Source organism: Leisingera sp. ABM4_103 (assembly GCF_056158685.1).
This window is the reverse complement of record NZ_JBSWTU010000005.1, coordinates 528,718-554,501: the sequence shown is the minus strand read 5'-3', so window position 1 is coordinate 554,501 and position 25,784 is coordinate 528,718. Positions and strand designations below refer to the sequence as shown.

Genomic DNA, 25,784 nt, shown 5'->3' with positions numbered 1-25,784 from the left:
GTTTTGGTTTTCAGGTGTCTGAAAGTGAAGGAAGTAACTGCGGGCAGCGCCTTCCCGTGGGAAGGGGCGGGCGCTGCCCAGCCTGTCGGCCGGGCAAAGAGTTATCCTCGGATCCGGGCAAATTCCGGGTCATAGGGCGAGGGCGCGATAACTGTCGCACCGACCAGATCTCCGCAGAGGTCGAGCTGCATGGTGCTGCCTTCCGCGGCCAGTGCTGGCTCGACAAAGGCATAGGCCAGGTTCATCCCGACCCGGTGGCCCCAGTCGCCGGAGGTCACGGTGCCCACGACTCTATCTCCCTGCATCAGCGAGCCCCCGCAGTGGGCAGGCGCATGGGTGGCGTCGACTTGCAGTGTGACCAGCTTCCTGCGCGGACCCTCGGCATGGCGCTTCCGCAGTGCTTCCTTGCCAATGAATTGACCTTTCTCCAGCTTCACAAACCGCTCCAGCCCGGTCTCGAAGGGATCGAACTCGGTAATCAGGTCGGCTTTCCAGTGCAGGAAGCCTTTTTCCATTCGCATGGACTCGACCGCGCGGGCACCGAAAAGCCTCAGGCCATATTTATCCCCCGCCTTCCGCAGCGCCAGATAGGCAGCATAAAGCGAAGCGTTGGGGACATGGATCTCATACGCCAGCTCGCCGGAGAAGCTGACGCCCATCACCGTGGCAGGCGCAAAGCCTACGAAGCATTCGCGCACCGACAGCCAGGGGAAGGCATCGGGCGACCAGTCGCCCCGGGCGCAGGCGGAGAGCACGTCCCGCGAGCGAGGCCCGGCCAGAACCAGAATGGTCTGCTCATTGGTGAGAGAGCGGATCTGCACGTCTTCTCCAGGCCGGATGTGCTGGCTGAGCCAATCCATGTCGTGGAACTCGCTGGCGGCGGCGGAGCCGTACCAGACCCGCTCCGGCCCACGGTCCGAGGCCGGGAGGTTGGCCACCGTGGCTTCGCCCTTGATCATGCCGTGATGGTTCAGCAGATACCCCAGCCCCACGCGGCCCGCGCGTTTGGTGACGCTGCCGCAAAACATGCGGTCGAGGAAGCTGTGCCGGTCCGTGCCGGTGATCTCGATCCGGTTGAATCCGTTGACCTCACAAAGGCCGACGTTGTCTTGAACGTTCTTCACTTCCATGGCGACAGTGCCGAAGGCCTCGTCGAAGTTGAAGGTAAGCGAGGGGTGGAAACCTGCCGAGGGTTTGATGTAGTCCACCCGCTCCCAGCCATTCACCACGGTGAATTCGGCGCCCTCGGTGGCTAGCACCGGTGTCAGCGGCGTTGTCTTGGCCGGACGGCCCGCCGGGCGGTGTTCATGCGGGAAATGGAAGCGGAATTCATTCTGGTAGTCTTCAATGGCTTTCAGTGCGGTCAGTTCCACGTTGGCGTGGGTGGTGAAGCGGCGCGGGTCGAGGCACCAAGTGTCATAGCAGGCCTCGCCATGCACAATCATCTGCGCCAAGAGCCAGCCGTGGCCGCCGCCTTCGCCTAGCCCTGCGCGCAAGCCGATGGCGCAGAAGGCGTTGCGCTTGCCCGGGATCGGACCAATCAGCGGCGCGCCGTCGATGGTATAGGTAATGGGGCCGTTGACGATGGAGCGGATGCCGGTCGCGCGCAGCGCGGGCATCCTTTCGAACGCGCCCTCCAGCACGTCCATCACCCGTTCCAGGTCGTCGGGGCAAAGGGCGTTCACAAAGTTCGGGTCGATCCCGTCCATGCCCCAGGTCTTGCAGTCCTGCTCATAGAAGCCGATCAGCAGACCGTTCTTTTCCTGGCGGCAATAGTAGTCCGAGATCGGGCAGCGGATAAGCGGCATCCTGTGGCCTGCCTCGATGATGCCGGGAATGTCCTCGGTCAGAAAATACTGGTGTTCCATCGAGGCGACCGGGTGGTGCACACCCATCATCGCCCCCACCTCGTTCACCCGGTAGCCGCAGGCATTCACGACGATGTCGCAGTCGATGTCGCCATGTTCCGTGTGCACGGTCCAGGTGTCGTCCTTGTGCTGGCTTAGGGCCATGACAGGCGTGTTACGATAAACCTCGGCACCGGCTTTACGGGCGTGATAGGCCAAGGCCTGGCACAGCTGGGCCGGGTCGATATCGCCGTCGAGCGGGTCCCACAGGCCGCCGATCAGGTTGTCCGTGGAAATCAGCGGGTGGCGGCGGGCGCATTCTGCCGCGTCGATCACCTCGAAATGCACGTCCATTCCGCGCGCCATTGAGGCAAAGTGCCGGTAGCCCTGCATCTGCGCCTCGGAATTTGCGAGCCTGATGCCGCCGTCGCCGTGGTGGTAGTTGATCGGGTATTCCGGATTTTCGGCCAGTTCCTTGTACAGCTTGATCGAATGGGTTTTGAGACCGACCATCGTCTGGTTCATGCCGAAATTCGTCACCTGTGCCGCGGAATGCCAGGTCGTGCCGCTTGTCAGTTCGTTGCGTTCGACCAGGACGACGTCGCTCCAGCCTTCCTGAGTAAGATGGTAGAGGGTGGAACAGCCGGCGATGCCGCCGCCGATCACCACAACCTTGGTGCGCGATTTCATGACACTGAGCCTCCAGAAAGATCTGAGGCGACTAAGCGCTCAAGGGCCAGCTGCGGCAATGCGGCTGGCCGCGTTTTTCAAAAATTCGAAAATTTACTTTAATAGTTTGGGAGACACAGCCTTTCAGTTTCCAGACGGTGTCCAATGCAAGAGGCCGTGAAAAGCGGGCAAAGGCCGCAAACGCCGCTTCGGCAAAGTGCAGTCCAAATCTTCTGGACCGGGATGCGTCCTAAGCTCAGGAAATCAGCTTAAAGCGATCTGACAGCCAGGGGGCGGTTTGGTGCAGCGGTTTTATTGCGTGCTCCGTGATCAGCATGCGCGTCCGGTTGTCGACCAGATCCAGTACCGAGCGGGAGCAATCCGGTGTCGAGACGATGGCAAGTGTGCGGGAGAAGCTCTTGCCGGGAAACGCAACCATCCTGAGCTTGGATTGGAACCGCTTCGCGCGGGAGAAAAGCAACGGTGTGGTGATGGTCCAGCCAGCACCCGCGGCGACCATGGCCATCAGCGTCTGATTGCTGGCGCACTCAAAGCGGTGCGGCAACGGCAGCCCCATGCGGCGCAGCTGGGTCTCGATCTGCCGGGCGATGATCTGGTTGCTGGTGAACCGCAGGAAGGGCAATCCGCTTTTCCCCTCGATTACCCTCTCCAGCCCGTACTCGTTGCCCTTGGGCACCACCACGACAAAGGGATCCCGCAACAGCGGCGTATCTTTCAGGTCGCGGTGGCGCTCGGCTGGAGTGGAGATGATGCCCAGATCCAGCTGCCGGTCGCGCAGCATGGCGTGTATCGCGTGGCTGGAGGCGGTGTGATAGGAAAATTCGCAACGAGGCATGGTACCAGACAGGAACACGGCAAGCTCCGGCACAATATCGTTCTCAAAATCCTCTATGGTGCCCAGCCGCAGGTAGCTGGCATCGGATATGGTGCCGGCTGAGGCCTCCGCCTTGGCCTTACGGATCGCGTGCAGCGCATTGTCGATTTTTCGAAGAAACACCTGGCCCTTGGGGGACAGCACCATGGGGCGGCGGCTGTGGTCGAACAGCTCCACCCCTAAGTGTTCTTCGAGATTGCGCAGGTGATGAGAGATGGTGCTGACCGATAGTCCCGTCTCATCAGACACCTCCTGCAGCGACCCTTTGCGGGCGGTGATCTGAAACAGTTCCAGCGCCTTGAGGCTCAGGTCCTTGCGGGCGGTTTGGCTCGGCATGGGGCTCCTTCTCGGTTAGCGGCTGCCTCATGAGGTTTCGCAGAAACTGGGAACAATGGAAGTAAAAGCTGGGCGCTGCAATTGTTTTACTCCACGGGCACCCCTTGGGGGCCGTCGGGTGGCAGCCGTGCAGCTGTGGCGTTGGCCATCTGACCAGTTTCTGGGTTCCGCTGCCTTCCCATTTGAAGAGGGAACTCCGTTGACGGGTCGCCCCGGCAAGCGCAGACTGCCGGGAGAACGGTGGACTTGAGGCCTTTGAATATGCCGCAAAATGCTGCTCATTGTTCCGAAACTGGCACCATGAAAGGTAATTTGACTGTCAATCTGGCCTTATCAGTTTTTTAAACTGTCACTGTTGGAGACTTGCTAGCCTTCGCAAGGTTTCACCGTTCATACAAAAAAGAAAAATGAACATCAGTCCAAAGGGAGAATTTTTCAAATGACTGTAAAGGCGAATGTTTCACGCCGTGCGCTGCTGAAGGGTGCAGGCGCTGCGGCTTTGGCGGCGCCGCTTTATTCGAAAAGCGCGCTGGCGTCTTCGGGGGAAATCAACATCCTGATGTGGTCGGACTACCTGCCGCCGGAGTTCATCCAGGGCTTCGAGGCCAAGACCGGCATCAAGGTGAACTACACCGGCATCGGCTCCAACGAGGAAATCATCAACAAGATGAAGGCCACCAAGGGCCAGGGCTTCGACATCGTCAGCCCCACCAACAACCGGTCGCTGCAGTGGGGGCCCTTGGAGCTGCTGAAACCCTTCGACATGAGCAAGGTCAATATCGATGCGGTGAACCCGGCGATGGCGAAAATCGGCACCGATGCCTGGAACTTCGGCGGCGAAGGCGTGCACTGGCTGCCGCATATCTGGGGCACCGAGGGCATCGCCTACCGCACCGACAAATGGCTGCCCGCGGGCGATGCGCCGTCTTACGGCGATGTCTGGAGCGAGGAAAACGCCGGCAAGACCATGGGCCGGGCGCATTCGATGATGCTGGGCGCAGGGCTTTACATGGAGGCCTCGGGCGAGATGGAGCCGGGCTCGATCTGGGCCGCCTATGACGACGAGGAGACCATGCGCAAGGTCTGGGGCCAGGTCACCGACTGGTGCGTCGCGCGCAAGGACCGGATCAAGCTGATCTGGAACGATGCCGACACCCAGAAGAACGGCCTGCTGAACGAGGGCGTGGTGGTCGGCCAGACCTGGGACGGCCCGCCGCTGGCGCTGAAATCCGCAGGCGAGCCGGTGCATTACCAGGCGCCGGTCGAAGGCGCGATGGCTTGGGTTGACGGCATGTCGATGCCGGTCGGCGCCCAGAACGAGGAGCAGGTCTATGCCTTCATCGACTATGCCTACCAGCAGGAGCCCGCAGGCAAGGCGATCGACAGCCACGGCTACAACTCGCCGGTGCTGGGCGCCGACAGCCACTCCGGCGACGTCTACAAGAAGAACTTCGCCGAGGCCTATCCGGGCGATAGCCTGGCCAACCTGAACCCCTGGCCGGCCGAAGCGCCCTGGTACGCCGACGTGCGCACCGAGTTCGTCAACAAGTTCAAGAGCGCCTAAGCGCTGCGCTTGAGAAAATCTGGCCTCCGGGGCACATCCGGGGGCCATCCGCGCATCTAGCGGCGCATTCACAAAAGAACAGATACGGGAAGCAGGTCTTGCGGGGCCGGTGGCATGCCGCCGGATGGCTGCCTGTACCCTGGGGAGAAGCCAAATGAGTGCTGGGGTCGGCGTTGATCTCGAAAACCTGTGGATCCGCTTTGGCGACTTCGTCGCCGTGCGGGATGCCAATGTGAACATCAATGGAGGGGATTTCTTTTCCTTCCTGGGGCCGTCGGGCTGCGGCAAGACGACGATCCTGCGGGCGGTCTCCGGGTTCCTGGAGCCAAGCGATGGGCGCGTGCTGATCGGCGGCAATAACATGAAAGGGATCGGGCCGAACAAACGCCCGACAGCGCTGATCTTCCAGAATCTGGCGCTGTTTCCGCTGATGAAGGTCTGGGAGAACATCACCTTCTCGATGGAAATCAAGGGCGCCTCTGCCCGCGAGCGCCGCAAACGTGCGGATGAGCTGCTGGACATGATCGCGCTGCCCGGCCAGGGCGACAAGCTGCCATCGGAACTGTCGGGCGGCCAGCGCCAGCGGGTGGCGATTGCGCGCGCCCTCTGTGCAGAACCCGATGTGCTGCTGTTGGACGAGCCGTTGTCGGCCTTGGACCTGAAGCTGCGCCAGCACATGCGCACCGAGCTGCGGGAAATCCAGCAGCGGGTCGGCATTACCTTCATCTACATCACCCACGACCAGGGCGAGGCGCTGACCATGTCCGACAATATCGCAGTGATGAAGGCGGGCGTCATTGACCAGATTGCCGATGGCAAGACCATCTACAACGACCCCTCAACCGCATTCGCCGCATCTTTCGTGGGTGAAAACAACGTCTTCCGCGGCAAGATCAAGCGCGTCATGGGCAATGAGGCGCTGATCGCCACCAACCGCTCGGGCGACCTGGTGGCGCGGATCTCCACTGCGAACCAAGGCAAGATGAAAGAGGGTGATGAGGCGATGATGTTCATCCGCCCCGAGGCCTTTGCGCTGGCGCCGCAGGGCGCCGCGGGCGACCACTTTGTAACGGCCCGCGTCAACCACGAGGAGTTCGAGGGCAATGTCTTCAACATCTTCATGGAGGGCGAGGGCGGCAAGGAGCTGAAAGTCTCGATCCCCAACCTCGGCCAGTCGTTCGAGGACCACACCGGCCAGAACATCACCCTGGAATACGAGACGAACAATGCCGTCATCGTGCCCGCGGGTGAGCTGGCGGCGGAATAAGGGAGGCCTCTAGCCATGCCAAGCTTCCTAAGGGAGTTCTTCAAACGCAACGGCACCGGCATGGGCAGCCTGATGCTGGGTCTTGTCCTGTTCTGGACCATTGGCCTGATCATCCTGCCGCAGCTGTCGATGCTCGACTTTTCCTTCCGTCCCAACCTGCCGCCGCCGGAAATCGGCGGGCCCAAGGACGTCTACACGCTGGAGAATTACAAATACCTGGTCTACGGGCCGGAAGGCGGCAGCCAGGACTATAACGCGGTCGACCTCAAGGTGTTCTTCCGCACCCTGGTGGCGGCCATCTGCGTCACCGTCTTCAACCTGATCCTGTGCTACCCGATCGCCTATTACCTGGCCCAGACCAAGGGCAACCACATCCGTATCTTCGCGCTGATGCTGATCATCCCCTACTGGATCAACGAGATCCTGCGGGCCTTTGCGCTGCGCATCATCTTCGGCGAGACCGGGGTTCTGAACAACGCCCTGGTCGGCTTGGGGATCTTCGACACACCCTTCGACTTCATTCGCAATGACATCGCGCTTTATGCGGGTCTGGGGTACGCCTACATCCTGTTGATGATCTTCCCGATCTACAATGTGATCGAGAGCCTCGACCGCAACCAGATCGAGGCGGCGCGCGACATGGGCGCCAGCTGGGCCAAGATCCACCAGCGGGTGGTGATCCCTTATGCCAAGCCGGGCATCTCCTCCGGCTGCACCATGGTGTTCATGCTGTCGGCGGGCGCGCTGGCCGCACCCCAGATCCTGGGCGGGCCGTCATCCTTGTGGTTCACCCAGCTGATCTATCAGCAGTTCAATGACAACTCAGACTGGCCGCAGGGCGCGGCCTATGCAGTGGTGCTGCTGGTCACCTGTATCCTCTTGGTGCTGGCGGTGATGCGCCTGTTCAAGGTCAACATGGGGGATATCGGCAAATGAAGAGCTTCTCCTTTATGCGCCTGAGCCTCTGGGTCTATCTGGCCATCTTCTTTGCCTATCTCTTGGGCCCGCTGGTGATCATGTCGGCGACCGCCTTCAACTCGCCCTCCTTCCCGCGTATGACCCCCTGGGAATGCCTGACGTTCGAGTGGTTCTCGGCCCTGTTCCAGGACGAGCGGATCCTGAACGGCATCTGGAACTCGATCCTGGTGGGGGCGGGCACGGTGGTCTTGTCCGTGGCCATGGGTCTGGCGGGGGCGCTGATGCTGACCCAGATCTGGCCCAAGCTGCGCGCCACCTATTACACCGTCATCATCGCGCCGATCCTAATTCCCGGCGTGGTGCTGGGGATCTCGACCCTGGTGTTCTGGGACCGGATCAACCGGATGCTGGGGCTTGGCGCCGACAGCTGGCTCTCGAACGGTCTGTTTCTGACCATCATCGGCCAGTCCACCTTCATCGCCAGCTACTGCATGCTGGTGCTGGTGGCCCGTCTGCAGCGCTATGACGTGGCCCTCACGGAGGCGGCGCTGGACCTCGGCGCCAGCCATGCCCAGGCCTTCCGCAAGGTGCTCTTGCCGTTCATGCGGCCCGCCATCGCCTCGGCGGCGGTGCTGGCGTTTCTCGCAAGCTTCGAGAACTACAACACCACCACCTTCACCTTCGGCGAATACCCGACGCTGACCATCGAGCTGGCCCAGAAGGTCCGCTATGGCATCACCCCGGCGATCTCGGCCTTGGCCTTCATAATCGTGGTGCTGACGGTGATTGCGGCGCTCGCCAACGAGGCCTCGATCCGCCGCAAGGAGCTGGTCGCGGCGGCGCGCAAAAAGGCCACGGTGGAAGAGCTGGAAAGCGGCAGGCTGCGGCTGCCCGGTTTCTTGAGCTCCAACGCCGCGGCGGTGGCGCTGGTGGTGGTCGCCTGCGCCACGGTGGCGGTGGTGAGCACGGCATCGGTCTACAGCCCGGCCCAATGCATCGCCGATGTGCAGGAGCAGAAGCGCCTGGAGACTGAACAGCGCATCCAGGAGCTGCGCCGCCAGCGCGAGCTGCGCCGCCAGGAGCAGCTGGAACAGCAGGGCGAAGCGCCTGCGCCAACTGCGCCCTCGACCGGCGGCAGCTCCGGCTTCGGTGGCGTCTTTGCTCCGGGCAACCTGTCGGGCACCAGCGAAGACGGCGCAGAGACGGAGCAGGACCCGCAGGGCAATTCCTCCGGCTTCGGCAACGTCTTCGATCCAAACGCCCTGTCCGGCGGCGGCGAGGACAACTCAGGCAACTGACCTGGCAAGGAAACTAGAAAAGGCGGCCTAAGGGCCGCCTTCTTCTTTACCGGTACCAGCTGGTCTCAGGCAGCTGAGCCAGCCGGGTGGCGGTCTGCGTAATATTGTTTGCGGAAGGCCTGCGGGCTGGTCTTGTACTCGCGCTTGAACCATTCGGTCAGGCTGCTGCGCGAGCCAAAACCGGTGGCGGCGACGATCTCGGCCAGCGGCAGGGTGGTGTGCAGCAACAGCTGGCGCGCCTTTTCAATGCGCAGCTTGCGGTAGGCCGCCAGCGGGCTGGTGCGGGCTTTCTGCTGGAAGCGGCGCTCCAGCTTGCGCGGCGAAACCCCGGCTTGCTGAGCAATGTCGCGGATCAAAAGCGGCTCTTCCAGGTTCTGCTGCATAAGGTCGAGGATTTTGACGATCAGCGCATCACCGCCTGCCGTCTGGCGCAGTTGCAGGGACACCTTGGACTGTTCCGATACCGGGCCGAAGGCGAGGCCCAGGTAGTCGCAGACCGCGTCGGCAATGAAGGGGCCGCGGTCGGCGCGCAGGAAGCCGGCCAGCACGCGCAGCGCGGCAAAGCTGCTGACGGCGGTGCTGATCCTGCCCGACGTTGTGGTCAGGGTGCCCGCCGGGGCGCAGGCCAGCTGTTCCTCCGCTGCGGCGGCGGCAAAGTTCGCGTGCACGGCACTTTCAACCGGTGCATTGATCCCGGTTTGGGGCAGCAGGAAGATGGCGCTGCCGGCAAACAGGCAGCGCTGCGCCTGTCGGCAGATCCGCTGCAGGCTTGCCTTTTCTCCGGAATTCAATGGCCACCGGTTGGAAATACCGCCGAGGAAAACCACCGTCTGCGGCTTCCAGCCTGCGGGAACGGCGCGCATTTGCGAGCTGAGGTTGCGCACGGCGGTGCGGTAGCCGCTGTCGGGGAACAGGTCGTTGGCGGCGCGGAACACTTCGCAGATCATCTGAGCCGCGGCGGGGGGCTCCGACTGCGGCAGAATGATTTCGACGTCGTGGAGGCGGGCCTGTGCCGCGCTGTCAGCGGATCGCCGGGACGCTGGCACGGTCAGCGGTTCGAGACGGGACATCATTCTCTCCTCTGAGCGGGTCATGCGGGGATGCAGCGCCATGGGGGCTGCGGGGGTGCCCCGCCGGGCAGGCCGGCGGGGCGGTAGGCCTGAGGGATCAGGCTTCGCTTTCTTCGTAGTCCGACATCGGCGGGCAGGTGCAGACCAGGTGACGGTCGCCATAGGCGTTGTCGACCCGGTTCACCACCGGCCAGTACTTGTCGACGCCGAGGTTGCCCGGCGGGAAGCAGGCCTGTTCGCGGCTGTAGGGGCGGTCCCATTCGCCCACCAGGTCGCGCACCGTGTGCGGCGCGTGCTTGAGCGGGTTGTTCTCGGGATCGATCTTGCCGTCGATGATGTCCTGCGCCTCCGAACGGATCGACAGCATGGCGTCGCAGAAGCGGTCCAGCTCATCCTTGGGTTCGGATTCCGTCGGCTCCACCATCAGCGTGCCCGCCACCGGCCAGGACATGGTCGGGGCGTGGAAGCCCGAGTCGACCAGACGCTTGGCGATGTCGTCCACGGTGACGTTGCCTTCTTCCGCCAGCGGACGGGTGTCCAGGATGCACTCATGCGCAACCCGGCCCGTTTCCGAGGTGTAGAGGATCTTGTAGGCCTCTTTCAGGCGCGCCGCGATGTAGTTGGCGTTCAGGATCGCCACGCGGGTCGCCTGGGTCAGGCCCTCGCCGCCCATCAGCAGGCAGTAGGCCCAGCTGACCGGCAGGATCGAGGGCGAGCCGAACGGAGCAGCCGAGACCGGACCCACGGCGGTGCCGTATTCCGGGTGGCCCGGCAGGTGCTCTGCCAGATGCGCCTTGACGCCGATCGGACCCATGCCGGGGCCGCCGCCGCCGTGCGGAATGCAGAAGGTCTTGTGCAGGTTCAGGTGGCTGACGTCGCCGCCGATGTCACCCGGACGCGACAGGCCCACCATGGCGTTCATGTTGGCGCCGTCGATGTACACCTGGCCGCCGTGCTCATGAGTGATGCCGCAAACCTCCTGGACGGTGGTTTCGAACACGCCGTGGGTGGACGGGTAGGTGATCATGCAGCCTGCGAGTTTGTCAGAGTGTTTCTCTGCCTTCTCGCGGAAGTCGGCCAGGTCGATGTTGCCTTTGTCGTCCGCTTTGATCGGAACCACTTTCCAGCCCACCATCTGCGCCGATGCCGGGTTGGTGCCGTGCGCGGAGGTCGGGATCAAGCAGACGTTGCGGTGACCTTCGCCGCGGGCGGTGTGGTAGTTGCGGATGGTCAGAAGGCCCGCGTATTCGCCCTGCGCGCCGGAGTTCGGCTGCGGGGAAATCGCGTCATAGCCGGTGATCTGGCACAGCTTGTCGTTCAGATCGGCGATCATCTGGTGGTAGCCCTGCGCCTGATCTTCCGGGCAGAAGGGGTGCAGGTTGCCGAATTCCGGCCAGGTGACCGGGATCATCTCGATGGTCGCGTTCAGCTTCATGGTGCAGGACCCCAGCGGGATCATCGCGCGGTCCAGCGCCAGATCGCGGTCGGCCAGCCGGCGCATGTAGCGGGTGATCTCTGCCTCGGCCCGGTTCTTGTGGAAGATCGGGTGGGTCAGATACTCGCTCTCGCGCAGCGCATAGTCGGGGAGACGGTAGGCGCGGTTCTTGACGCTGTCGTCTTTCTTTCCGATGCCGAAGGCACCCCAGACGGCTTCGATGGTCTCGGCGCGGGTCTGCTCGTCCAGCGAAATGCCGATACGGTCTTCGCCCACCTTGCGCAGGTTGACGCCGCGGGCAACAGCCGCTTCCATCACGGTTTTCTGCAGCGGGCCGACCTCGACGGTGATGGTGTCGAAGAACACTTCCGGCTCCACCTTGAAGCCGTGCTCCTCCAGACCTGCAGCCAGGCGCGAGGTCTTGCGGTGCACCGACTGGGCGATCGCCTTGATGCCGTCGGGGCCGTGGTAGACCGCGTACATCGACGCGATGACCGCCAGCAGCGCCTGTGCGGTGCAGACGTTGGAGTTGGCTTTCTCGCGGCGGATGTGCTGTTCGCGGGTCTGCAGCGCCAGGCGGTAGGCCTTGTTGCCGCGGGCGTCGACCGACACGCCGATGATACGGCCGGGCATGGCGCGCTTCAGCTTGTCGGTAGTCGCCATATAAGCAGCGTGCGGGCCGCCATAACCCATAGGCACGCCGAAGCGCTGGGTGGAGCCGATGGCAATGTCCGCACCCATCTCGCCGGGCGACTTCAGCAGCGCCAGCGCCAGGATGTCGGCGGCGACAACGGCAATGCCCTTGTGCTCGTGGATAGCTTCGATTTCCTTGGTGAAATCCCGCACATGGCCGTAGGTGCCAGGATACTGGAAGATCGCGCCAAAGACCGCGCCCGGCTCCAGCTCGTCCGGATCGGCAACCACCACGTCGATGCCCAGGGGCTCGGCGCGGGTCTGGATCACGGCAACGGTCTGCGGGTGGCAGTTCTTGTCGACGAAGAAGGCGGCATTGTTCGCCTTGGAGCGCGAGCCGCGGTGCGCCATTGCCATGGCTTCGGCAGCGGCGGTTGCTTCGTCCAGGAGTGACGCGTTTGCGATGTCCAGGCCGGTCAGGTCGCTGACCATGGTCTGGAAGTTCAGGAGCGCCTCAAGACGGCCCTGGGAGATTTCCGGCTGGTAGGGGGTATAGGCGGTGTACCAGGCCGGGTTTTCCAGGATGTTGCGCAGGATCGGCGCCGGCGTGGTGGTGCCATAGTAGCCCTGGCCGATCAGCGAGGTCAGCACCTTGTTCTTGCTTGCCACCTGCTTCATGTGGAAAAGCGCATCGCGCTCGGTCATCGCCGGGCCCCAGTCCAGCGCCTCTTTCTGGCGGATGGCTGGCGGCACGGTGGCGTCGATCAGCTCGTCCAGGGTTTTGAAGCCGATCACCTGCAGCATGTCGGCCATTTCGCGCGGCGAGGGGCCGATGTGGCGCCGGTTGGCGAAGTCGTAGGCTTCGTAATCGGTAAGTTTGAAGGCCATTTAAAGCGCTCCTGTATGAAGGTCACGCCCGGCCGGAACTGCGGGAGCCTCCGGCGGGGATATTTTTAGCCAGATGAAGAGCGGATCCGGGCGGGTTGCGGCGGATCCGCCAGGGCATTCAGCCGATCAGGGCCTTGTAGCCGTCCAGATCCATCAGATCGTCCAGCTGGGAGGCGTCGGAGATCTTGATCTTGTAAATCCAGGCGTCGCCTTCCGGGCTTTCGTTCAGGGCGCCGGGGTTGTCGGCCAGGGTCTCGTTCACCTCGACCACTTCGCCGTCCAGCGGCGCGTAGATTTCGGAAGCGGCCTTCACCAACTCGATGACGCCGATTTCGCCGCCTTTTTCGAATTCTTCACCGGCTTCGCGCTGCTCGACGAAGACAACTTCGCCCAGCTGGTCTGCGGCGTGCTTGGTAATGCCCAGAGTTGCAGTGTCGCCTTCAACGGTGATCCACTCGTGGTCTTCAGAGTAATAGGTGGCCATGTTGACTCTCCTGATGATGTCTTAGCGTTTGTAGTTCTGAGTGACGAAGGGCAGGGCAACGATTTCAGCCGGCTGCGCCTTGCCGCGGATGATGAGGTTCACCTTGGTGCCGGGCGCGGCATGCTCTGCCGCAACATAGCCCATGGCGACCGGGCCGCCGACGGTGGGGCCGAAGCTGCCCGAGGTGATGGTGCCGAGAGTATCGCCGCCTTCGCTTTGGACTTCCACACCCTGGCGGGCGGGGGCACGGCCTTCGGGCTTGATGCCGACCAGTTTCTTCGACGGGCCCTCGGCCAGTTCCTTCTGGATGCGGGCGGCACCGGGGAAGCCGCCCTCTTCCTTGCGGCGCTTCTGGATCGCCCAGGAGAGCGACGCCTCGATCGGCGAGGTCGACTGGTCGATGTCGTTGCCATAGAGGCAAAGGCCGGCTTCGAGGCGCAGGGAGTCGCGGGCGCCGAGGCCTGCGGGCTCGCAGTCGTCATGGGCCAGGAACAGTTTGGAAATGCGGATGGCATCGGCTTCCGGGATCGAGATTTCGTAGCCGTCTTCGCCGGTGTAGCCGAGGCGCGAGATGCGGCATTCGACGCCGTCGATGTCCGCCACGGTGGTTTCCATGAACTTCAGGTCACGGGCGGCGGGGCACAGCTCGCCCACAACGTCCTCAGCCTTTGGGCCTTGCACGGCAACCAGCGCGCGGTCGAAGATCTCGGTCACTTCGACGCCGTCCAGATTGGCCTGCATATGCGGGATGTCCTGGTGGCGCAGCGCGGCGTTCACCACGACAAAGTAGTGGTCGCCGGCGTTGGAGACGATCAGGTCATCCATGATGCCGCCCTCTTCGTTGGTGAAGAAGCCGTAGCGCGCCTTTCCTTCCTTCAGGGTGGCATAGGCCTGCGGGCAGAGCGTTTCCAGCTTCTCGCCCACGTTCTCGCCGCGCAGGATCACTTGGCCCATGTGGGAGACGTCAAACAGCGCTGCCTTCTTGCGGCACTGCTTGTGCTCGCCCATGATGCCCATGGGGTACTGGACCGGCATTTCCCAGCCGGCGAAGTCGACCATCTTGCCGCCAAGCTCGACGTGCAGGTCATAAAGCGGGGTGCGTTTGGGTGCGTCGGTCATCCTGTGCAGCCTTTGAATTACTAGGGTTTCGGGGTGGGGGAGGGCACAGGGCGCGCCCTCCCGGAGAGCTTATTCCGCAGGGTGGCGGGCTTCTTCCGATTTGCCGCCGGTGGCAAAGAACTCTTTCGTCACCTTGAAGACGATCGGGCTCAGCAGGGCCAGTGCAATCAGGTTCGGGATGGCCATCATCGCGTTCAGCGTGTCAGCCAGCAGCCAGATAAAGCCCAGGTCAGCGGTGGCGCCAAAGTAGATCGCGACGATCCACAGGATGCGGTAGGGCAGCATTACCTTCACACCGAACAGGAACTCCATGCACTTCTCGCCATAATAGGACCAACCGAGGATTGTGGTGAAGGCAAAGATCGACAGTGCGATGGCGATCAGGTAGCCGCCGAAGCCGGGCAGCGAGGTCTCGAATGCCAGTGAGGTCAGCGCCGCACCGGATTCACCAGAGGTCCAGGCGCCGGAAGCGATGATCGCCAGGCCGGTGATCGAACATACGATGATGGTGTCGATGAAGGTGCCCAGCATCGCGATCAGGCCCTGGTTGACCGGACCTTTGGTCTCAGCCGCCGCGTGGGCGATCGGGGCGGAGCCGAGGCCTGCTTCGTTGGAGAACACGCCGCGGGCCACACCAAAGCGGATCGCCGCCCAGACCGCCGCACCGGCAAAGCCGCCTTCGGCTGCCGAGGGGGTGAAGGCATGGGTGAAGACCAGGCTGAAGGCGGTGCCGATGGCGTCCGCGTTGACAGCCAGAACGATGAGGCCTGCGATGATGTAGCTGACCGCCATGAACGGAACCAGCTTGCCTGCCACCGCGCCGATGCGGGTGATGCCGCCCAGGATCACGGCGCCGGTCAGCACCATCAGCACGATGCCGGTGATGGAGGTGTTGAAGCCGAAGTTGGTTTCCAGAACCTGCGCCACGCCGTTGGCCTGCACGCCGTTGCCGATCCCGAAGGCGGCGATGGAGCCGAACACGGCAAAGGCCACGCCCAGCCAGGCCCATTTTGCGCCGAGGCCGTTCTTGATGTAATACATCGGGCCGCCGACATAGTTGCCTTCTTCATCGCGCTCGCGGAATTTCACGGCGCAAACGGCTTCGGAATACTTGGTGGCCATGCCGACCAGCGCGGTCATCCACATCCAGAACAGCGCGCCGGGCCCGCCGAGGAACACGGCGGTGGCGACGCCTGCGATGTTGCCGGTGCCGATGGTCGCCGAAAGGGCGGTCATCAGCGCGTTGAACGGGGTGATCTGGCCTTCGCCGGTGCCTTCACGGCCCTTGAACATCAGGCCAAAGCCCATGCCCAGTTTCCGGATCGGCATGAATTTCAGGCCGACCTGAAGGAAGAAGCCGACGCCGAGAATGAGGACCAGCATCATCGGCCCCCAAACCACGCCGTTTACGGCTCCTACAATTGAATTTAACGCTTCCATGGGTCTCCTCCCGCTTGCGTTAAGGTTAGTTGCCCTTTGCCAAGGCCATCTGACGGGCCTCTTTCAGGGCGGCAAAATCTTCATCCGCGTGGAACGAAGAGCGGGTCAGCGGTGTCGCTGACACATGCAAAAATCCCTTGGAGCGCGCGATCTGTTCCAGCTGCGCAAACTCCTCCGGCGACCAGAAACGGTCGATTGGGTGGTGTTTGGGGGTGGGCTGCAAGTACTGGCCCACGGTCAGGAAATCGACCTGAGCAGCGCGCAAGTCATCCATCACCTGGCGCACGTCGTCGAGCGTTTCGCCCAGGCCGACCATGATGCCGGACTTGGTGAACAGCTGCGGGTTGGCGCGCTTGGCATCATCCAAGAGCCGCAGCGAAGTGTAGTAGCGCGCGCCGGGGCGTACACGTGTGTACAGCCGCGGCACAGTTTCCAGATTGTGATTGAATACATCCGGCGCAGCCTCAAACACCACTTGTGCCGCTTCACCCTTGCCCAGGAAGTCCGGGGTTAGAACCTCGATGGTGGTGCCGGGGTTCTGGTGGCGGGTGGCACGGATGGTCTGGGCGATATGCTCCGCCCCGCCGTCTGCCAGGTCGTCCCGGTCGACGGAGGTGATCACCACATGGCGCAGGCCCAGTTTCTTGACTGCAGAGGCGACCCGGCCCGGCTCAAACGCATCCAGCGTATCCGGCTTGCCGGTGGTTACGTTGCAAAAGGAGCAGCCGCGGGTGCAAACCTCGCCCATGATCATCATGGTGGCGTGGCGCTTGGACCAGCACTCGCCGATGTTGGGGCAGGCGGCCTCCTCGCAGACGGTGGCCAGATTGTGCTCCCGCATCAGCTTGCGGGTGTCGTAATACTCCGCGCTTTCGATCTTCTTTTTGCGGATCCATTTCGGCTTGCGCGGGATGGTGCTGTCGGCCTTGTGGGCCTTTTCCGGGTGGCGGGGGCGCAGCTGGATTGTCATCTGACAATTTTCTCCCGTTCAGGCGTGAATGGCGCGGCCAAGCGCGTCGAGGCAGGCTTCCTTCACCGCCTCACCCATCGCCGGGTGGGCGTGGCAGGTGCGGGCAACCTCTTCGACGGTGGCACCCTTGGTCATTGCCAGCACCAGCTCGGCAATCAAATCGCCTCCATGCGCCCCGCAGATATGGGCGCCAAGGATCTTGCCCTCCGGCATTGCCAGCACCTTCACCGCGCCGTCGGTTTCGCCGGTGGAGCGGGCGCGGGAGTTGGCCATGAAGGCAAACTTGCCGGTGATGTACTCGGTGCCGGCCTCTTTCAGCGCTTCCTCGGTCTGGCCGACGGAGGCAACTTCCGGGTCGGTATAAACCACGCCCGGCACGGTGTTGTAATCCACGTGGCCGTGCTCGCCCGCCATGATTTCCACACAGGCAACGCCGTCTTCTTCTGCCTTGTGGGCCAGCATCGGGCCGGGCACGCAATCGCCGATGGCATAGATCCCCGGGACGGAGGTGGAGAAGCGCTCGTCCACCTCGATGAAGCCTCGGGTGTTGATGGACACCCCCAAGCTTTCCAGGCCCAGACCGTGGGTCACCGGGCGGCGGCCGATGGCGACCAGCACCTTGTCCGCCTCAATCTGCTCTTCCTTGTCCTTGCCCACGCGGTCCAGAGTCAGGGTCAGGCCGTTTTCACCCTTTTCGACGGTCTTCAGCGCCCGGCCCAGCTGAAATTTCAGTCCGCGCTTGCTCAGCGCCCGCTGGGACAGCCTGGCGATCTCGCCGTCAATGCCTGGCAGGATGCGGTCGAGGTATTCCACAACCGTCACCTTGGAGCCGAGGCGTGACCAGACCTGCCCGAGTTCAAGCCCGATCACGCCGGCGCCGATCACCACCAGATGCTCTGGCGCGGCTTCGAGGGCCAGCGCACCGGTGCTGCTCAGCACGTCCACCTCGTCGATTTCCACGCCGGGGAGGGCGGCGGGTTCCGAACCGGTGGCAATGAGGATTTTCTTTGTGGTGTAAGCGTCTTCACCCACCTGCACTTGGCCGGGCGCCTTAATGCTGGCCCAGCCTTCAATGTGGTCAACACCGTTCTTCTTGAACAGAAAGGCGATGCCCTTGGTGAGGTCGCCGACAATCTTGTCCTTGCGAGCCATCAGCGCGCCCATATCCAGACTGGCGCCCCCGACGGCAATGCCATGTGCAGCCAGATGGGAGAGCTCAGCATATTTGGCAGAGGAGGTCAGCAGCGCCTTGGAGGGGATGCAGCCGACGTTGAGACAGGTGCCGCCCAGCGAGTTGCGGCCTTCGACGCAGGCCACCTTCATGCCCAGCTGCGCCGCGCGGATTGCTGCGACATAACCGCCCGGCCCAGCCCCGATCACGATCAGATCATATGCGCTCATGTGGTTTCTCCTCCGAAAAGCGGTCCAGGACCGGCACGTATGCTGCCGTATACGACGTTGCGTCTCCTATAGGAAACTTTTTCCCTCTTGCAAACAAAAAGTGCAGTCACGGAAATTTTGACCCGGGAATGCATCAAAGCTAAGCTGTTTTCGGATCAGGAGAATTCGCAGAAATGGAACCAATTCCCTTAGAAGAAACAGGACTGGGCCCCGAGGCCATGGAGGCTCCGGACGGGGAAGTCCTGGGGAAAATAATTCGCGACGCCCGTAAGGAGAAGGGGCTGACGCTGGAGGAGGCGGCCAAGGCTGCGGCAATCGGGCGGTCGACTTTGTCGAAGATCGAGAACAACCAGACCCGGCCCAGTTTCGAGATTATCCGCCGCCTGATGCAAACGCTGGAGCTGGAAACCCCGCAGCTGTTCCTGCAGTCCGGGCAGAGCGGCGTGACCGGACGGCGGGATTTTACCCGCACCGGCCAGGGCGAGCACAAGGAAACCACCACCTATGACCATGAGCTGCTGTGCAGCGAGCTGACCAGCAAACGCATGGTGCCCTACATCAGCACCATCAAGGCTCGCGATGTTACTGAGTTCGACAATTGGGTGCGCCACCAGGGCGAGGAGTTCATGTTTGTGCTGAGCGGCGAGGTGATCCTTTATACCGAGCATTACCGGCCGCTGCGCATGGGGCCCGGCGACTCGGTCTATTATGACAGCGGCATGGGCCATGGCTGCGTGTCGGTCAGCAAGGACGACGCCAAGGTGCTGTGGGTGTCGCTGGAAGTGTGACGGGGATGCCGCCCGCCGCGCTGCAGATTCGGGCGGCCGCCTAACCTGCTTTTCCGTGCAGGCCGCTTGGCATACACCTGCTGTAGAGGAGGCGCGCTGCAATGAAACTGGACCCGGTTGATATCTCGAAAACGGCCTCGGCCTCGGCAGTTGTGTTCGAAGCGCTGCGCAAGGCCATTGTCGAGGGGCGGCTGGCGGAAGGCGAACCGCTCCGCCAGGACGAGATCGCGCGCCATTTCAAAACCAGCAGGCTGCCCGTGCGTGAAGCGATCAACCGGCTGGAGGAGCACGGCCTGGTCCGGACGCAGCGGTTCAAGGGGGCTGTGGTCGCCGGCCTGTCGGCAGATGAGGCCGCCGAGATATTTGACTTCCGTGCGCTGCTGGAACCGGAGATCATCCGCGATGCAGTGCCGCGGATGTCGCAGGGGCTGCTGGCACAGGCGCGCGCCGATTTTGCCGCTTTTGATGCCTCAAAAAACCCGATGGAATGGGGGGTGCTGAACCGGGCGTTCCATGACGGATTGTACAGTGCCAGCAGGCTGGCCTTTTTTCGCGAAGCGGCCAATGGCGCGATGGACCGGATCGACCGTTATATCCGGGCGCAGCTGGTGATGAGCAACGGCATGGAGCGTGCCGGCCGCGAGCATCTTGCCATCCTGGAGGCCTGCGAGGCGGGTGATGCCCGCCTGGCCTCCGACCTGACCAGAGCGCATATCCTGGAAGCCAAAGCCTCATTACTGGCGCATTTTCCGGTGCTGACGGGCGCCTGACAACCGCGGGGCACCGGGCCTGCTCAGCCCTGACGCGGGGGGAGGACGGACCGGGGCTGGTCTCCCTGCACGCCTGCTGCCGCAAGACGGGAAACATCGTCAGGCTGATTTTTGCGTCTGGCTGTTTTCAAGGCTGACGACAAACCGGATTGTCGTGCCGGAATCCGCATGCGGGTCGCACCAGATTGTCCCATTGTGGCGTTTGGCGATTTTGGCGCAGGTCGCCAGTCCAAGCCCGGTGCCAGGCTGCGTGCTGCCGCGCTGCAGCCGCTTGAAGGGCTCAAAAATCTTTTCCCTGTACTCTGGCGGAACCCCAATGCCGTTGTCCGCTACAGAGATCATCACGCCTGAGCCCGCGGGCTCGGCGGACACCGAAATCTCGGGTGTTCGCCCGCCACTATACTTGATCGCGTTGCCAATCAGGTTCTGCAGCAGCTGAACGATATCGGGAGGAAAGCAAAAGACGCTCAGGCCGCCGGACTGCCATTCGATACGGGCGCCGGACTCCGCAAGGTCCTGCGCCAAAACGGCACGCAAGCTGTCGAACAGGCTCTCGACAGTAACTTGCTCGGCGGTCCCAGTGCTGTGCGGGTTGATGTGGCTTGCCAGCCGTTCAATCAGTTCGGAGGTCTTGCGGACGGATTTCTTCATCAGCTCCAGCTGACGGGTCACTTCATCGAATTCGCCATCCTGGTAATCCTCCTCAATCTGGTCGCTGAGAAATTTGATCGCCCTGAGCGGCGCCCGCATGTCATGCACCAGCACATCGGAAAACAAGCGCAGTTCATTTTGCTGTTCCTGGATCCGCCAGCGCATTTCAGCAACCTTCAGCCCGTTTGCAATCATCCGTTGCAAGGCTTCGGCGGTGATGGCGGATTTGGGAATATAGTCGCTGGCCCCGGCCAGAATGACGCTCTTGGCGATCTCTTCGTCGCCTTGGCCGGTGGTCATGAACAGAACCGCCCGCGGCCAGCTGCCGGTTAGCTGCGCGATAAGGTCAAGCCCGGTTCCGTCCGGCAGGAGATAGTCCAGAATGATCACGTCAACTGGCAGGCCGGCTTGAGATAAGGCGCTTTTCCCGCTGTCCGCCTCGGCCACCTTGGCGTCGGGGTGCAACTGCAGCAAAAGCCTGCGCACCAGTTTCCGGTCGCCTGCGTCATCATCAATGATCAGGATGCTGAGAGCCGTCATCGGATACCTTTCTGATGTGTATTTCGGGCAATTCAACGATGCGCCAATAGTGATCGAGCGTGGCCATGAGATCGACAAACATGTCGCCGGCATTGGACTTGAGAATGTAGCCGGCCACGTTGTTTGCGTAGGCTGCAGAGATATCCCTTTGGTCTTCCGATGTTGTCAGCACGATAAACAGGATCTTGCGCAGAACAGGATCAGCGCGGATTTCCTCCAGCAGTTCTATGCCGCTTTTCCGGGGCATATTGATGTCGCTCAGCACGACAAAGCTGGGCGGCGGCACCTGACTCATCTCGCCCCGCAGAAAGGCCAAGGCCTCGACGCCGTCGGTAAAACGCTGAATCGGATTGGCGATCCTCGCCCGGCTGAAAGCGCGGCGAAGGGCCTTGGCGTCGCCGTCATCATCCTCGACAAGAACGATGTTCAGGGCAGGGCGGCTGGCGGCTCGCGTGTCGGGTGTCATGCTGCTTTTTCCTTGTTCCGGAAAGGCCAGCGGCCGGGGGAGGCGAAACCGGGTTCCACTGGACCGGCGGACTGCAATGCAGCCACACCACAAGCAAGCTTCCGCGTTTTCCCGCGATGGCAGTCCTGTGGCGCAGCCTGCAGAGAAGGCCCTTGGCCATGGGGGCCGGAAGGCTTGGAGTTTCGCGGGAAGGATCTGCTCTGGAGCTCCGGTCCCGCCGGCATATTCGGCTGGCCGTTACTGCAGCAAATTAGGGGATACTTTGGCGGTAAACTCCCGGGTGTCGTCGATCACGCTGTCCAGGTCATCCATGAACACAACCAGATCCTTGCAGCTGCGTTCCAGCATTGAGACATCTGACAAAATGGGGGGCGGCAGGCTGCCATCCTGACGCGCCTGCGACTTGATCACGCGCACCCCGGCGAGCGTTCTGCTCAAAAGCAGCCGGAGATCGGGCCCGCAGCCGACGATGAAACGCTGGAAAATCCGCCTCAGCTCCTTTTCTGAAGCGCGTGCGCTCGATAATTGCCCGTATAGCGCCCGGCGCTCAAGCGCAGAGGCGATGGATTTCATCAGGGAATCCGTTGTCAGCTCATCCTTGACAATATAGTCCGCGCAGCCCCGGCGCATGGCCTCGACAGCGATATGATAGTTGGTTGCGCTTGTGAGCATTATCGGAACAGCCTGAACCTGATCTTCGTGAGACACCAGCAGTCTCAAAGCATCCAGCCCTGTTTCCATGCCCAGGTTATGATCGAGGAACACCAGATCAAACTGTTCGTCGTCCAGACGCTGACGCATTTCTTCCAAGGTCGCGGCCTCGTGGAATTCGGCCGTCATCCCGGCCTTACGGCACAGCTTATTCAGACGCAGCCTATCGATCTCATCGTCGTCGACGGAGAGGATGTTCAAATTGACCGGCTGCAGAACCGGCGGGGCACCCCTATTGGAGAACTGAGTATTGCTCATTCTGTTACCTTTTAAACTACGCTGCACCGGGAGCGGCTGTCCCGGCGCTCACTTTAGGTGGAGTTGCTATCAGTCGATTTCACGCATGGGGTCATTATCTTGAGGTATTTGATTAAGGAAAACTGAGCGCTGGATACGGCAGCCGGGATTTTACGTTAAGGAGACGTTGGGCAAATACTATTTGCGGAACCCTTGCGCTTCATGGTGCCGGGCGGGCAGCCTGGAGCGCTTGGTTTGGCGCATATTCTGAATGGCCTTTGCCGGATCGCGCGCCCGGAAAGCGCTGAGCGGGCCGGGTCCCATCAACTTTCCGTGGCAGAGAGGCTGGACGCAGCACAGTTTAGCTGCGAAGGCGCTGCGGCAGAGCCGTGGCTTCCACGCGCTCCATTGTCATGGCTTAGTCCGGGGCGTCATTACGGAAAGGAAGCGGCGTAAAACCCTGCTGCTGAGAGCAAGCGGACCCTGGGAAAGTTATCCGCGTCATGCGCCGTCAGAGACAGTGTTTTACGGCCCGGAACCGCAGTCTGGCGGCTCGAGCAGGGGGCGGATGATGCGCTGCGGTAATTGATCCGCGGCGAACATGCGGCCGCCCCTTGCTGCTTGGGTTTCCAGTCAGTCAGGATGCCGGAAAGCCGTCAGGTCGAGAACCGCCGCTTCAGCCTCGCCAGGAGGCGGCGGCCTGCTCCGCGCCGCCTGCACTGGCTTGGCTCAGAAGTCCTGCCATTTGCCTGCCCCGCCGGTACCTGTTGCTGCAGGGCGAAGGCGCTCTTCGTTCCAGAGTTCATCCGCCACCTCATGCACAACCGCACTTGACTTGGGCACACCGTGCTGGTCTGGGCGGGATGCAGTCTGCCCTTCAATCGTGAAATGCGACACAAGCTCTGCCAGCTTGGCAGCATCCGTGTTCAGCATGTGGCCTGCCGCGGTGGCCTCCTCCACCATGGCAGCGTTCTGCTGTGTCACCTGGTCGAGCTGGGTCACGCCTGTGTTGATTTCGGCCAGCCCTGTGGACTGCTCTGCCGCACCCTCGGCAATGCCGGAGACCAGCTGCGAGATATGGGTGACCCGTTCGACGATGCTTTGCAGCGCCTCGCCGGCCTTGCCGACCAGATCCACCCCGCGCTCCACCTGTTTGGAGCTGTCGCCGATCAGGGTCTTGATCTCCATTGCCGCATCCGAGGAACGCTGCGCCAGCGCCCGCACTTCGCTTGCGACCACGGCAAAGCCCTTGCCGGCCTCGCCCGCGCGCGCAGCCTCGACGCCCGCGTTCAGAGCCAGCAGGTTGGTCTGGAAGGCAATGTCGTCGATCACCGAGATAATCTGGCTGATGTGGTTCGAACTCTGTTCGATCTCGTTCATTGCAGAAACGGCGTTTCCTACCACAGAACCGCTGGACACTGCGTCGGCCCGCGCTTCGGCCATGGTGGCCTCAACACTGCGGGCGCCTTCTGCCGCGGACTTCACCGATGCGGTCAGCTCATCCAGCGCCGCGGCGGTCTCCTCCAGCGTGGCGGCCTGGCTCTCGGTGCGGTGCGAGAGGTCGTCGGAGGCCTGGCTGATTTCGGCGGCACCGTTGCGGATACTGCCCGCTGCCACGATCACTTGCTGCACAGTGTCCTTCAGCGTTTCCAAGGTCAGGTTGTAATCACGGCGCAGCTGTTCGTGGTCCTCCGGAAAGGCTTCTGTGATAGGCTGCGAGAAATCCCCGGCAGACAGCCGCACCAAGCCGGCGCTCAGGCTTTCAACCACGAATTGCTGCTGCTGCTGCTGCTCATTGCGGCGCTCTTCGGCGAGGCGGGCCTGTTTCAAGTCGGCCTGCATAGAAACCAGAGTTTTGCCGATCTTGCCGATTTCATCGTTCCGCCCGGCGGCTTCGATTCTGGTGTCCAGATCGCCTGAAGCAACGGCCTCCATGTGCGCGCAGATTTTGTCGATCGGGCGGGTGATCGACCGCGCGAACAGCCAGCCGAGACAGGAGACAACGGCAGCCAGGGACAGGGAGATCAGCAGCATGATCTGGCGCTGCCGGACAGCGGGCGCCAGTATTTCCTCCCGGTCGAGCTCAGCCACGATTGCCCAATTGAGGTCGCGGTAAGCGAAGGGTGCGGTGACGGCTGCCACGGTACGCCCATCCGGCTTTTGGACGGCAGGGTGGAATATTCCGGCGTGGTCACCGCCCGCGCCAGCAGAGCCGCTTTCGGAGGAGATGCCGGAAAAGGCAGATTCAATGTAAGGCAGGCTGGGGAGCTCTTCCAGTACGCGGTGCCGCCCCTCGAGGCGCGATTGGGTGCGGGCTTTGAAGTCGCCGCCGATCAGGTAAACATCCAGCGTTTCCAGCTCGCCGCCGAAATTGGTGGTGATCGTTGCGATTTCGTCTATGGCAACCTGCAGGGCGAAAACCCCTGCGAACCGGCCTGCCTCATCCACGATCCGGGTTGCCGCAAAGCCCGCCGGGGCATCCGCACTGGGCGCATAGGATTCGATGTCGGAGAAATAAACCCGGCCGGCTTCTCCGTCCTCCGCCATCCGGAACGCTTTGGCCAGACCTGTGCCGCGGTATTGGCCGGTGATCATGTTGCTGGCGTAGTCGCTTTCCTTGGTGACCGAAAAGACCACGTCCCCTGCCGGACTGATCAGGAAGATGTCATAGAAGCCCATCCTCTCCATAACCCTCTTGAAGGCGGGATGATTGCGCTCGAAGTGAATTTCGTAGGGAGATGCTGCAGAGGCAAACAGTGAAAGGTTCTGCACCTCGGCCTGGCCTTCGCCGGCCCGGGTGGACCAGGTCGCGGTCAAGTCTTTCATGGCATCGGCCGTCGAGGGCACCGAGGCGATCGTCAGAATGGCGGCCTCTATTCCCTCGAAATAGGATTGCAGGGCCAATTCGCGGTCCTGCACCAGGGACTGCATGAACACTTCGCTCTTCTCGAGCACGCCGCGGCGGAAGTTGCTGGTGCTGACGGCAATCAGAACGGCTGTCAGCACCAGTGCAGTGCTGACGATCAGCAGCGGCAGCTTGTAAGCGAGCTTCATGGATTTCAGAATTTTCAATTTGACCTCCAGCGGAGAGGCATCCCGCGGGTGGTGCCGCGTCAGATGCGAGTGATGCGATTGTCTTCATTTTCAACGATAGATAGATTTTTTATCGGTTAATGCGCCTGCACTTTTACGATAGGGTTTCGATTTTTTTGCTTCGCTATAAGGTTGAGCAGGGCAATGCGCAGAGCAGTCTGTTGCTGTGGTTTTGCGGGCAAGCGCTCATCCGGGACTGCCCGAACATTAACGTTTGCGGCGGTGCGGGCGACGGCAGTACGGAGCCATCGCCCCCGGCTCAGATGAGCCACGCGGCAGCAAATAGTTAACAAA

At 62.2% G+C, this 25,784-nt stretch carries 19 protein-coding genes; 6 read left to right on the top strand and 13 right to left on the bottom strand.

Annotated elements, in window-relative coordinates:
- Positions 1 to 101: 101 nt before the first annotated feature.
- The gene (locus ACXAED_RS04245; RefSeq protein ID WP_475047145.1) at positions 102 to 2,537 is read right to left on the bottom strand and encodes a GcvT family protein; all 2,436 of its coding nucleotides are present in this window, start codon (positions 2,535 to 2,537) and stop codon (positions 102 to 104) included.
- A 235-nt stretch (positions 2,538 to 2,772) separates the two neighbouring features.
- Positions 2,773 to 3,747 (bottom strand): LysR family transcriptional regulator, encoded by a 975-nt coding sequence (locus ACXAED_RS04240; protein WP_475047143.1) that lies wholly within the window; start codon positions 3,745 to 3,747, stop codon positions 2,773 to 2,775.
- Between the two features lie 439 nt (positions 3,748 to 4,186).
- Here ACXAED_RS04240 and ACXAED_RS04235 point away from each other — a divergent pair, with 439 nt between their 5' ends.
- The 4 genes from ACXAED_RS04235 to ACXAED_RS04220 all read left to right on the top strand — a co-directional run bounded on the left by ACXAED_RS04235 (position 4,187) and on the right by ACXAED_RS04220 (position 8,794).
- Positions 4,187 to 5,311 (top strand): extracellular solute-binding protein, encoded by a 1,125-nt coding sequence (locus tag ACXAED_RS04235; RefSeq protein WP_475047142.1) that lies wholly within the window; start codon positions 4,187 to 4,189, stop codon positions 5,309 to 5,311.
- A gap of 154 nt (positions 5,312 to 5,465) precedes the next feature.
- On the top strand, positions 5,466 to 6,578 hold the full coding sequence (locus tag ACXAED_RS04230) for an ABC transporter ATP-binding protein (RefSeq protein WP_475047140.1): 1,113 nt from the start codon (positions 5,466 to 5,468) through the stop codon (positions 6,576 to 6,578).
- A 15-nt stretch (positions 6,579 to 6,593) separates the two neighbouring features.
- On the top strand, positions 6,594 to 7,514 hold the full coding sequence (locus ACXAED_RS04225) for an ABC transporter permease (RefSeq protein ID WP_475047138.1): 921 nt from the start codon (positions 6,594 to 6,596) through the stop codon (positions 7,512 to 7,514).
- Positions 7,511 to 8,794: an ABC transporter permease gene (locus ACXAED_RS04220; RefSeq protein WP_475047136.1), complete on the top strand. Its 1,284-nt coding sequence runs from the start codon at positions 7,511 to 7,513 to the stop codon at positions 8,792 to 8,794. Before ACXAED_RS04225 ends, ACXAED_RS04220 begins: the two co-directional genes overlap by 4 nt.
- 65 nt (positions 8,795 to 8,859) lie before the next feature.
- Here ACXAED_RS04220 and ACXAED_RS04215 read toward each other — a convergent pair whose 3' ends face one another.
- The 7 genes from ACXAED_RS04215 to lpdA all read right to left on the bottom strand — a co-directional run bounded on the left by ACXAED_RS04215 (position 8,860) and on the right by lpdA (position 18,234).
- Positions 8,860 to 9,864 (bottom strand): helix-turn-helix domain-containing protein, encoded by a 1,005-nt coding sequence (locus ACXAED_RS04215; RefSeq protein ID WP_475047135.1) that lies wholly within the window; start codon positions 9,862 to 9,864, stop codon positions 8,860 to 8,862.
- Positions 9,865 to 9,961: 97 nt separating this feature from the next.
- Positions 9,962 to 12,820: an aminomethyl-transferring glycine dehydrogenase gene (gcvP, locus tag ACXAED_RS04210; RefSeq protein WP_475047133.1), complete on the bottom strand. Its 2,859-nt coding sequence runs from the start codon at positions 12,818 to 12,820 to the stop codon at positions 9,962 to 9,964.
- A gap of 118 nt (positions 12,821 to 12,938) precedes the next feature.
- The gene (gene gcvH / locus ACXAED_RS04205) at positions 12,939 to 13,304 is read right to left on the bottom strand and encodes a glycine cleavage system protein GcvH (RefSeq protein WP_475047131.1); all 366 of its coding nucleotides are present in this window, start codon (positions 13,302 to 13,304) and stop codon (positions 12,939 to 12,941) included.
- Positions 13,305 to 13,325: 21 nt separating this feature from the next.
- Positions 13,326 to 14,423, bottom strand: coding sequence for a glycine cleavage system aminomethyltransferase GcvT (gene gcvT / locus ACXAED_RS04200; protein ID WP_475047129.1), 1,098 nt, complete (start codon positions 14,421 to 14,423; stop codon positions 13,326 to 13,328).
- 69 nt (positions 14,424 to 14,492) lie between these two features.
- Positions 14,493 to 15,863, bottom strand: coding sequence for an alanine/glycine:cation symporter family protein (locus ACXAED_RS04195; protein ID WP_475047127.1), 1,371 nt, complete (start codon positions 15,861 to 15,863; stop codon positions 14,493 to 14,495).
- 25 nt (positions 15,864 to 15,888) lie between these two features.
- Positions 15,889 to 16,833, bottom strand: coding sequence for a lipoyl synthase (lipA, locus tag ACXAED_RS04190; RefSeq protein ID WP_475047125.1), 945 nt, complete (start codon positions 16,831 to 16,833; stop codon positions 15,889 to 15,891).
- Positions 16,834 to 16,851: 18 nt separating this feature from the next.
- Entirely contained in the window at positions 16,852 to 18,234 is a 1,383-nt protein-coding gene (gene lpdA, locus ACXAED_RS04185) for a dihydrolipoyl dehydrogenase (RefSeq protein ID WP_475047123.1), read from the bottom strand.
- A gap of 173 nt (positions 18,235 to 18,407) precedes the next feature.
- On the opposite strand from lpdA, the gene ACXAED_RS04180 reads away from it, so the two are divergent.
- Together ACXAED_RS04180 and ACXAED_RS04175 are read left to right on the top strand one after the other, a co-directional pair.
- The gene (locus ACXAED_RS04180; RefSeq protein WP_475047121.1) at positions 18,408 to 19,022 is read left to right on the top strand and encodes a helix-turn-helix domain-containing protein; all 615 of its coding nucleotides are present in this window, start codon (positions 18,408 to 18,410) and stop codon (positions 19,020 to 19,022) included.
- A gap of 101 nt (positions 19,023 to 19,123) precedes the next feature.
- Complete coding sequence (locus ACXAED_RS04175; protein ID WP_475047119.1) at positions 19,124 to 19,792, top strand: GntR family transcriptional regulator; 669 nt, start codon at positions 19,124 to 19,126, stop codon at positions 19,790 to 19,792.
- Between the two features lie 99 nt (positions 19,793 to 19,891).
- Here ACXAED_RS04175 and ACXAED_RS04170 read toward each other — a convergent pair whose 3' ends face one another.
- From ACXAED_RS04170 to ACXAED_RS04155, 4 genes are all read right to left on the bottom strand, one after another.
- Entirely contained in the window at positions 19,892 to 20,983 is a 1,092-nt protein-coding gene (locus ACXAED_RS04170) for a sensor histidine kinase (protein ID WP_475047117.1), read from the bottom strand.
- Positions 20,955 to 21,449, bottom strand: coding sequence for a response regulator (locus ACXAED_RS04165; protein ID WP_475047115.1), 495 nt, complete (start codon positions 21,447 to 21,449; stop codon positions 20,955 to 20,957). The genes ACXAED_RS04170 and ACXAED_RS04165 overlap by 29 nt, the downstream gene beginning before the upstream one ends.
- A gap of 237 nt (positions 21,450 to 21,686) precedes the next feature.
- On the bottom strand, positions 21,687 to 22,418 hold the full coding sequence (locus ACXAED_RS04160) for a response regulator (RefSeq protein ID WP_475047114.1): 732 nt from the start codon (positions 22,416 to 22,418) through the stop codon (positions 21,687 to 21,689).
- Between the two features lie 708 nt (positions 22,419 to 23,126).
- Positions 23,127 to 25,469: a methyl-accepting chemotaxis protein gene (locus ACXAED_RS04155; RefSeq protein ID WP_475047112.1), complete on the bottom strand. Its 2,343-nt coding sequence runs from the start codon at positions 25,467 to 25,469 to the stop codon at positions 23,127 to 23,129.
- Between the last annotated feature and the right edge of the window lie 315 nt (positions 25,470 to 25,784).